9 protein-coding genes and 1 pseudogene are annotated in these 8,845 nt (G+C 65.2%); 6 read left to right on the forward strand and 4 right to left on the reverse strand.

Annotated elements, in window-relative coordinates:
• Together MKK70_RS00900 and MKK70_RS00905 are read left to right on the forward strand one after the other, a co-directional pair.
• Nucleotides 1–212 (forward strand): hypothetical protein (locus tag MKK70_RS00900; RefSeq protein ID WP_243945455.1); only part of this gene is annotated, 212 nt, incomplete at its 5' end.
• A gap of 972 nt (nucleotides 213–1,184) precedes the next feature.
• The gene (locus MKK70_RS00905) at nucleotides 1,185–1,412 is read left to right on the forward strand and encodes a hypothetical protein (RefSeq protein WP_147726451.1); all 228 of its coding nucleotides are present in this window, start codon (nucleotides 1,185–1,187) and stop codon (nucleotides 1,410–1,412) included.
• An 18-nt stretch (nucleotides 1,413–1,430) separates the two neighbouring features.
• On the opposite strand, the gene MKK70_RS00910 is transcribed toward MKK70_RS00905, so the two are convergent.
• Together MKK70_RS00910 and MKK70_RS00915 are read right to left on the reverse strand one after the other, a co-directional pair.
• Nucleotides 1,431–1,745: a hypothetical protein gene (locus tag MKK70_RS00910; protein ID WP_243945456.1), complete on the reverse strand. Its 315-nt coding sequence runs from the start codon at nucleotides 1,743–1,745 to the stop codon at nucleotides 1,431–1,433.
• Between the two features lie 33 nt (nucleotides 1,746–1,778).
• Nucleotides 1,779–1,994: a hypothetical protein gene (locus MKK70_RS00915; protein WP_243945457.1), complete on the reverse strand. Its 216-nt coding sequence runs from the start codon at nucleotides 1,992–1,994 to the stop codon at nucleotides 1,779–1,781.
• A 161-nt stretch (nucleotides 1,995–2,155) separates the two neighbouring features.
• Between MKK70_RS00915 and MKK70_RS00920 the strand changes: the two genes are divergently transcribed.
• A complete protein-coding gene (locus MKK70_RS00920; protein WP_147841696.1) occupies nucleotides 2,156–2,398 on the forward strand; it encodes a hypothetical protein in 243 nt (80 codons plus the stop codon).
• Nucleotides 2,399–3,821: 1,423 nt separating this feature from the next.
• Here the strand turns inward: MKK70_RS00920 and dps are convergent.
• Entirely contained in the window at nucleotides 3,822–4,373 is a 552-nt protein-coding gene (dps, locus tag MKK70_RS00925) for a DNA starvation/stationary phase protection protein Dps (protein ID WP_147726444.1), read from the reverse strand.
• A 344-nt stretch (nucleotides 4,374–4,717) separates the two neighbouring features.
• Here dps and MKK70_RS00930 point away from each other — a divergent pair, with 344 nt between their 5' ends.
• The 3 genes from MKK70_RS00930 (at nucleotide 4,718) to MKK70_RS00940 (ending at nucleotide 7,556) form a co-directional block, all read left to right on the forward strand.
• On the forward strand, nucleotides 4,718–5,011 hold the full coding sequence (locus MKK70_RS00930; protein WP_147726442.1) for a hypothetical protein: 294 nt from the start codon (nucleotides 4,718–4,720) through the stop codon (nucleotides 5,009–5,011).
• A gap of 180 nt (nucleotides 5,012–5,191) precedes the next feature.
• The gene (locus tag MKK70_RS00935) at nucleotides 5,192–6,115 is read left to right on the forward strand and encodes an alpha/beta hydrolase (RefSeq protein ID WP_147841697.1); all 924 of its coding nucleotides are present in this window, start codon (nucleotides 5,192–5,194) and stop codon (nucleotides 6,113–6,115) included.
• A 196-nt stretch (nucleotides 6,116–6,311) separates the two neighbouring features.
• Nucleotides 6,312–7,556: an NRAMP family divalent metal transporter gene (locus MKK70_RS00940; protein WP_243945458.1), complete on the forward strand. Its 1,245-nt coding sequence runs from the start codon at nucleotides 6,312–6,314 to the stop codon at nucleotides 7,554–7,556.
• Between the two features lie 1,007 nt (nucleotides 7,557–8,563).
• Here MKK70_RS00940 and MKK70_RS00945 read toward each other — a convergent pair.
• Nucleotides 8,564–8,845: pseudogene (locus tag MKK70_RS00945) on the reverse strand (porin family protein); the annotation flags it as partial.

The following is an 8,845-nucleotide window of genomic DNA, read 5'->3' on the forward strand; positions in this document are numbered from 1 at the left end:
GTTCTCCTCGCATGCCGCCAGAAGCGACAGCCTTCTCCCGTCGGTCGACCGGAGAATGGAAGAACCAAGCTCAAGCTCGTTTCGATCCGTTCGATCGTGGACCCGTAAGCGCGTGGAATGCGCAGCCGGGCACCTCGGATATTCCTCCGGTCCAAAAGGCCGATCGGCGACGCTTCACCGACACCATGGCGCTGCTCCACACCAGCGCATAGGCGTGGGCGGTATCGAGCCCGTTGTGATGGGATCTCCGTCTCCCACCCGCCTCGCCACCTGATCCGGGGGCCGGTTGATCTGCATCAGCATGACGGCCGCAAAGCAGCAGAGGGCCAGCGACGTGATCCAGAGAAGGGCTCGTGCGGTCCGCTTGGTACGCTTCGACATGCCCGCGAAGGTGTCGGCCGGCGGTTAGCAGGCGCTTAATGGAACGCTGGAGGCGAAGCAGGCCGGTCCTCCGATCCGATCACGGCGGATGGGTGCGTCGTTCATCTCACCGGCCACCCGGTCCTGAGCCGGGCTTGCTGGGAAGGTGCCCGTGATCCGTTGCCAGCCGGTCGATCAGCAGAGGCGGCCGGGCCGGCATAGGTCTGCGTACCTGGTGTTGGTATAGTGCCGGCGAACAGGGAAGGCGCTGCCCGGCGCAGGCGGCCCTCTTGAGCCCCTCGGCGATCCGCCGGCTCGATCACGCCTTGAACGCTGTACGCGCCGAGGCCCTATATGTCGGGCATGATCACCTTCACGCCGAACCCGCATACGATACGGATCAACCCGTCCAAGTCGGAGCCAGGACGCTTCGACTGGACGATCATGAAGGATGATTTGGTCGTACGCCAATCGATCCGATCTTTCGGATCACAGGGGGCATCCGAGGCAAGTGCCGATACGGCATTTCGAGAGATAACAGCCCTTTGGCAGACTGCGCGGTAAGTCCAGGACGAGCCGAAAGTACCGATCGGGACGCTCGGTTCACGACGGTACCTGCCGCCTGGACGCCCGCACGGTGGCGGCGACCGCTTTTGTTTGTCGCGACGTGCTCGCGGCACCGCGCAACGACGACCTCATGCGCGCCGCCCCACCATCGGCGTGCCGGCGGCCCCGATGCCCGCCAGGATCTTGCTCAATCTCAGCTGGAATCCTCAGGATCCTTTGGAGTTATTTTCTCTGTACCCGATTGCCTCCGCGAGGCGTTGTCCCTTCAGAACCAGCAAAATGAGGCGATCATGCGAGAAATCGCGCTGCCGTCCATGCCGGTGTACGTTGGTCTATGCCTTATGATCCTGGGAATGGAAGCGGAGCACTTGGCCTGTCGCCGATGGCGCATGGCACAGCATTCCAAGGAACTCGATATCCGGGTGGTGCTGGGCTTCAGCCTACCCCTGGCAGGGTTCCTCCTGATGTGGCTCGGACGTGCCTGATCTGAACTCGCTGCCGGATCACGGGATCGAACATGCAAGGAGCGTTTTATGCCTCAGCAACCGAGCCTCGCGGATCAGCGATCTCACAGGGCTGACGATGCCGGGCGTTCCCCTGCAGCCGAAACGGATGCCGAAGCCGACGATACGTTGGCGCAAGCCCGTATCGAAAAACATCGTGAAGCCGCCAACCACGTTCGCATGACGGTCACCGGCAACGCTGCGAACGCCGAGAAGGGTGACAGCGGAAAGGACGATCAGTGAGGCATGTGCTTGAAGGCCCGACATCAAGCGTTCACCGGTCGTCGAAGCCAAAGACTGCAAGTTGATGGCCACGGCTGTCAGGATCGAGGGCGGGAACATCCAGCGTCACGCCGTCCCGACATCGTGGCCTATGGAAGACCAAAGCGCTTCCAGGAGCTTCGACCGCTGGTCGGAAAAGCCGGAATTCATTTCGGTGATCCGGAGGATCGCCTCGTCGACCGCATCCAGTCCTCCGATGGCGTGAATGCTTTCACCGATTGTGCGAAGCTGCGCCGCGATCGTCGCCGAGGCCGACTCATTCAAGAACGGTGTGTGGCCCACTTCGGTATCGTCGAAGCGGTTCCACTCGATCTGTCGCAGAAGGGCATCGACAGCGCAGACCTGATTGGTCGCGATGTGGTCCTGCTCCTGAATTGCCTGAGGCCTTCGACCGAAATTGTAGGGCTTTGGAGCGACCTTCCCCGCTCTTAAGGATCAGATGAATGGATGTCGTTCTCACACCGACAGGGCCGGCCGGCAAGGCATGGGATCTCAAAGATCGGCTGGGACGGAGCCTCGGCAAGATCACAAGGCCGAAGGATACCGACGATTTCCAGATCCAGCCGGATGAGGCGGGCCTTCTCGTGACTGTGAAACGCGCGCACGCCTCCCTCGACGCCGCGATGTCGGCCATCGCAAGCGTCGCCAATGGCGCGTGCACGCTGGACAGCCAGGATTGGGGTTAGGGCTCAAAGCGCGAGATACGCATGTTCGAGCCATGAGACGCGAAACATTTGAATGCGGCTCGGCTCGGCGCGGCCGTTCGTTCCGTCCCTTCGGCCAGCCTCGTTCCTGCTGGCGAGCTGATCCGGGCAGTGATTTTCGTCCAGCTCCGCGCCTTCTCCTCATGGAACCGGCTGCCGGAACCACCTCCGATTTCGGAGATGAACTTCAGACCCGCACGCTCGAAGGCTCCTGGCATCGGTCGGCTCCGCGTTTCGCCCCGTGGGCGATCTGCTGCGGCAGCGAAGGAAGCGGAAGGTCGTGCTCGTCCAGCAGGAAGGCTGCGCTGAGTAGCGCCCGGATATGTTGCTCCGGGACTGGCCGACTCATGATCTGCGCGTCCAGCACCTGATCGGCAAGGAGGCCGGCAAGGCGGGAGACCTCGGACAGGCGTTCCCAGGGCTGCCGTCGTCGTCTCGACCGAAAGCGCCGAGCGCTTCGCCGCCACCGTCGCCCCGCCGGTCAACCGCGACGGCACCTTCGACCGCTCCGCCATCAAGCGCGCCGCGATCCGTTCGGCTCAGGCCCGCATGGAAGTGACTGGCGACGCCTGGGGCATGTGCATGTCCTATGCGCTCGCGGGCGCCCGGGCCGCCGCCAAGGTCCTCCCGCGCCGACCGCGCGCATCGAGGTCGGACCGATGGCCTCCGACCGGATCCGCTCCCCCGCCGTCCGCCTGCTGCACGCCCGGCAGGATCACGCGGTCTGCCTCCGCCTTGGTGCCTCCTACCGGCACCGGATCCGCGGCCGGCGAGACCGATCAGCGCGGGGCCCATGCCTGGGCGCTCGGCCTTGCCCGCCGCTGACGCCTCGTCGCTGCCGAACGGAGCGAGACGCGCTGATGGCCGACCTCGCCCGCCGCACCGTTTCTCGGTGCCTTCCTGGCTCTCGTAGCCGCACGGATGCCTGCCATCGCCTCTGACGGCGTGCTGCCGGTCGCGGCCGGGCGCGCGGTGATCCCGTTCGCGCCTCTCCCTTGGGGCGGCCGGGGCAACAGTCTGGCTGCCGCTGGCGCGGCTTGAGGTCATGGCGGGACGGTAAGGCAGGCGCGTTGGCGCTTCGCTCAGCGGCACAGCGGCAGCCCAGCATCAGGCAGGCAGGGGCCGCCGACAATCGGGCAGCCCCCCATGCTCTCGAACGTGGCCTGCCGCGCGAGTCGCTGCGGAGCGACACTGGCGAATGTAGCTCCCGCCGAGAGGCAGATCAGGCTGAGAGCGAACATCGTGCTCTCACCGCTTCCTCGGCGCACCGGACACGGGCAGGACCATCGACCCGGCACGAAGCCGCCCGGCATCGGTGTGTCGAGACCGCCAAGATCGCATCCCTCATCTGAGGGATGTGATCTTGGCTCTCGTGCCGGCGTCAGCCGAATGGCCGTATCGCGCCTCAGCGCTTGCCGTCGTGATCACCATCGCGCATCGCGCCAGTTGGCTCCTGGACATGAGCTTCGAGGAACCAGAGCTGCTTATCGACGCCGCGCGAGACCTCAGTGAAGAGGTCCGCCGTGCCGGCATCGCCCGCCTCGTCGGTGTCGTCGATGTTTTGGCGGACGGCGTTCGCATAGACCGCATAGCGATCGATCAGCGCCGCAAGATGGTCTGCGATCCGATAGGCGTCGAGCGGATACGGTGCGAGCTGCGAGCCAGCGGCCACCGCGGTCGCCGTGCCCCGCGCCGTGCCGCCGAGCTGCGTGATGCGCTCGGCAACCTTGTCGTTGTAATCGTCGAGTTCGGTACGGAACCCATCCAGCATCAGGTGGATGCCGATGAACTGCGGACCCTTCAGGTTCCAGTGGGCCTGCTTGACCGCCAGCGCCAAGTCGATGCCGTCCGCGAGCCGGGCGTTGAGCGCGTCGGTCGAGACCTGCTTCGCGTTGGACTTGGTGCCGTTCTGGGTCTCGTGGAGGCGCTGCCCCTGGGAGGCGTTCGTGTCGGCCATGGTAGGTCCCTTCAAGTTTCAGCAACAGCCGGAAGGCGCTCTGCAGCAGCCTAGGCGACAGCGTCTGGGATGCGCGCGATGAGCGCTCGCTCCCTTCAAGACCGCCATCGGGCGCGGGTTCCTCTGCAACGATCGAACGACGGTGCTGGGCACCGTGGGTGGCTAGAATTGCCGCGCTGCTCGGCGAGCAGGAGCCGGATGAAGAGGCCGAGCCTCGGGCGATCCTCGTGGGGCGACTTCAAGGCGAATGAGGGCTAAAGGCTTCAGGCAGGCGCCGATGCGATTGCACGGCGCCTCAGCTGGCGGGCACAGGCTCGCCATCCCCCACCCTTACGGAGACCGGATTGAAAGAGCCCGAGCAAGGCAGTCCTGAAGCCATCTACGTCTCAGCCATGGTCGGAGAGATGATGCGTCGCGTCCTCGATGACGCCCTTCTCGACCTCGCCAAAGCGAAAGGGCCGAGCTACCTTGACACATTCCTTGAACGTGAACTCGCACGTTACAGCGACCTGTTCCGCGAGCGGGTGGACGACAGGCCCGAGACCACGGATGCGTTGCGAGCTTGGTTCCTCGTGGATGGACAGACAGCCCTACGGGAAGTTGTCGCTCGCGCTATGACCGCTGCGAACCGCGAGTAGCCAGTCTGAGATAGCGCCGCAGTCGATGCCGGATAGGGCGCACTCGGGAAGCGGGTTCCCATGAGGCTGGACCTGCTACAGCAGCTCCCGGCGCCTCACTCCGAAACGTCCCCGGATGATTTCGCTTCACCGCTGCATGGGTCTTGCTTGCAAGGCTCCACCTCGCCGCGCTGGATCACCATGCTCGACCGCCGCTCCTTGATCCTCGCTGCCGGCGCGAGCGCGATCGCGACCAGCGTTTGCGCTCAGCCACGGTCCGAGCGCTTGCGGCTTTGGCCCAGCGCCCCACCGGGTGGGGGCGGCCCGATGGGGACCCAACAGGCTGAGATCGATGGGGCCGCCTTCAACATATCCGAGCCCCTGCTGGACATCTTCATTCCGCCCAAGCCGAACGGTGCCGCGGCACTCGTCGTCGGCGGCGGCGGTTATCGACGCATCGGCCTGGTCAAGGAGGCCTATCCGGCCGCAGGCTGGCTGACCGACATCGGGGTGACGGCCTTCGTCCTCACCTACCGCCTACCCAACGAGGGCTGGGCCGACGGCACCTTGGTTCCCCTGCAGGACGCGCAACGGGCCATGCGGACGATGCGCTCGCGGGCGGAGGCGATGGGGCTCGACCGGCAGCGGATGGGGGTCGTCGGCTTCTCGGCGGGCGGACATCTCGCCGGCACGCTCGCGATGCGTGCCGGCCTACGCACCTACGCGCCGGTGGACGAGATCGATCGGCAGTTGGCCCGTCCCGACTTCGCGGCCCTGATCTATCCGGTCGTCACGCTGGAGCCGCCTTACGACAACACGGGCACCCGGCGGAACCTCGTCGGCGAGCAGCCGAAGCCCGAAGCGCGGACCGCCTGGTCGCTCCAGACACAGTTGCGTCCGGGCTGCCCGCCGCTCTTCCTCGTGCAGACCGACGACGATCCCGTGATCAGTCCGGAGAACAGCCGCATCCTCGACACGGCCTGTCGGCACATGAGCGTCCCGGTCGAGTTCCACCGCTTCAGCAAGGGCGGCCATGGTTTCGGCATTGGGGAGCCGGGCACGCCCGCAAGTGTCTGGCCCACCCTGTGTCATGCGTGGCTCCAGACCCTCGACATGCTGGGTTGAAGGCTGAACGTCGCTTCCGGTGCGTTGATCTCAGCCAGATCAGGGGATCATCCGGGCACCGCGAGCCGCGAATGGTCGTCGGCTGCATCGGGCGGGCGAACGCGCTCAAGGGGCCCTGGGGGGAGCGGGTTTCTGTGACGCACCATGGTTTACTGGGACGCTCGGAACCCGCCTTGACCGTTCCGGTTGCAATGCCGTGCCCGACACCGCTTACCTGCCCCGCATATCTGCGTTTCTCAAGGCCGCAGGACCCGGTCTTGTCGTGATGCTCGCCGACACCGATGTCGGGAGCCTGATCACCGCCGCGCAGAGCGGAGCGCGTTGGGGCTATTCCCTGCTTCTGCTGCAACTCCTGCTCGTGCCGATCCTCTACATCGTTCAGGAACTCACCGTCCGCCTCGGCACGGCGACAGGCCGTGGTCACGGCGCGCTAATCCGAGAGCATTTCGGACCCGCTTGGGCCTGGATTTCATTTGGCGGTCTCGTCGTGGCCGGTATCGGAGCCATCGTCACCGAGTTCTCGGGGATCGCCGGCATCGGTGACCTTTTCGGTGTGCCGCGGATCGTCAGCCTTGGTTTACCGGTGGCGATCCTGCTGTGGCTGGTGTTCACCGGGGGCTACCGGCGTGTCGAGGTGGTAGCCATCGCCGTCGGCTTGTTCGAACTCGTGTTCATCGGACTCGCTATTGCGGCCAAACCTGACCCAGGCGAAATCCTGGCCTCGTTCGCGCACATACCGCTAAACGACGGCGGCTTCCGGGTTCTCATCGCAGCCAATATCGGCGCAGTCATCATGCCATGGATGATCTTCTACCAGCAGTCGGCGATCGTCGATAAGGGCCTTGGCTGGCAACACGCACGCGACTCGCGCCTGGATACCCTCGTCGGTGCGATCATCTCGCAATGCGTGATGGGGGCGATCCTGATCGCGGCGGCTGCCACCATCGGGAAGGGCGGCCGCGGAACAGCCCAAGGGCTCGATACGGTCGGCCAACTAGCAGATGCCTTCACACCGGCGCTGGGCCCATGGCTCGGACACGTCGCCTTTGGGGTCGGCATCATCGCGGCGGCGTTCGTGGCACTCAACGTCGTCGCACTGTCGCTCGCCTGGGGCTTCGGCGACCTGACGGGCCGAGCGCACTCCCTCACCTTGTCGCCGCGTCAGGCACCAGCCTTCTACGGCGCCTTCACCTTAGTTGTGGTCGCAGGTGCGATCGGAGTGCAGCTCGTACCGAACCTTGTAGCGCTCAACGTCGCCGTAGAAGTGATGAACGCGCTCCTGCTGCCGCTGGCCCTCGGCTTCCTCATCCTGCTCGCCACCCGTGCCTTGCCGCCAGACCGGCGGGTCGAAGGCACCTACAAATGGGTGGTCTACGTCGTATCCGGCCTCACGATCGCCTTCGCGATGGTTGGTGTCCTCGATGGGGTTGGGCTGCTTTAGGGCGGTCGCAACCCGATCTCGACGCGGAGTCAGGGCCGCGCCGTCCACTCGTCCGCCGTCAGTTCCGGGCCGGTGACGCAGAGCATGCCGTTCGTCACGATGCCGAAGCCATCGGCGATCCACGCCTGCCAGTCCTCGACGTGGATCGTAGGAGGTGCTTGCCGCGGCGAGATTGCCGGGCCGCGTGGACGGAATGGCGCCGAACGATCGTCCCGCGAATGAGAACGGGGCGCCGGCCCGGGAGCCGGGACTGTTCTCGACACGCAATCGCGCGATCGAACGCACGTTGAGCACCATCCAAGGCGTCGCGGATCCGCCCGGCTCGGATCGGTATGCCAAAGCGGGCTCGCGCCGTGCGGGCGAGGGTTGCGACCCCGGGAGAGGCGGAGCCGGTCAGACGGTTCATGAGCCCAGAGGCGGCGGCACCGGCGGCCGGAATGGCTGCATCGAAAGCCCCTCCTACCATTGCGCCCGTCAGCGCATTCCCCGCCACGTCGCCTGTCCGACACTACGCTCGCCGGATTTCAAGTCGCACCGGGACGCGTCAGTGTCCGCCGTGACCTGACGCCGTTATGGTCTCCGCGCCTTGAACCTGCTGTCGGTCTCGTAGGTCGCCACGGCCTCGGCTGGGATGCGGTACAGCTTCCCGCCCTACTCATGCATTGCCGGCGATGCGGCAGCAGCAGATGGGGCATTGGAAAGCGGCGGATCGGACTACAGCGCAGCGGTGAGCGGGGATAACCTTTGAAGCCCGGCAAAAGCTATACCACACCTATTGCGCTCGATCCGACTTCGGATAGAATAGAACTCGTTCCAGTCCATCTAAAATTAAACAACTCAAGCGCGCCCTAAAAGGCGCGTTTTTTTGTTTTTTGTCCCGATTTTTAGACGGTCGGGTTCGGAAAACGACAAACGCCCCAGGAGGTTTCTCCTGGGGCGTTGTTTGATCGACCGACCCATCCAACCGAACCGCGGCTTTGGGCGAGCCGCGGCCGATCCGGCAGGTCCTAGTACGAGCCGAACTTGTAGTTCAGGCCGGCGCGCACGACGGCGAACTCGGTGCTGTTGTTGCGGTTCAGGCCGCGCTGCACGACGGTCACGCCAGGCGAGGTAAGGGTCACGGTGCCGGTCGAGTTGGAAGCGAAGGCGCCGTTGTTGCGGCCGCCCTGGTCGAGGTTCACGTACAGGCCTTCCACCTTAAGCGTCACGGCCGAGTAGCGGAAGAAGTTCAGGAACGAGTCGGTCGGCAGGGAGTACTCGACGCCGGCGCCGGCGGCCCAGCCGGGCGG

The organism is Methylobacterium sp. E-041 (assembly GCF_022829665.1).
Taxonomy (GTDB): domain Bacteria; phylum Pseudomonadota; class Alphaproteobacteria; order Rhizobiales; family Beijerinckiaceae; genus Methylobacterium.

What these genes read in the sequence shown, in the direction of transcription:
- MKK70_RS00920 (WP_147841696.1), top strand. Translation starts at nt 2,156, where the DNA reads ATGGATGTCGTTCTCACACCGACAGGGCCGGCCGGCAAGGCATGGGAT.
- dps (WP_147726444.1), bottom strand. Translation starts at nt 4,373, where the DNA reads ATGGCCGACACGAACGCCTCCCAGGGGCAGCGCCTCCACGAGACCCAG.
- MKK70_RS00935 (WP_147841697.1), top strand. Translation starts at nt 5,192, where the DNA reads ATGCTCGACCGCCGCTCCTTGATCCTCGCTGCCGGCGCGAGCGCGATC.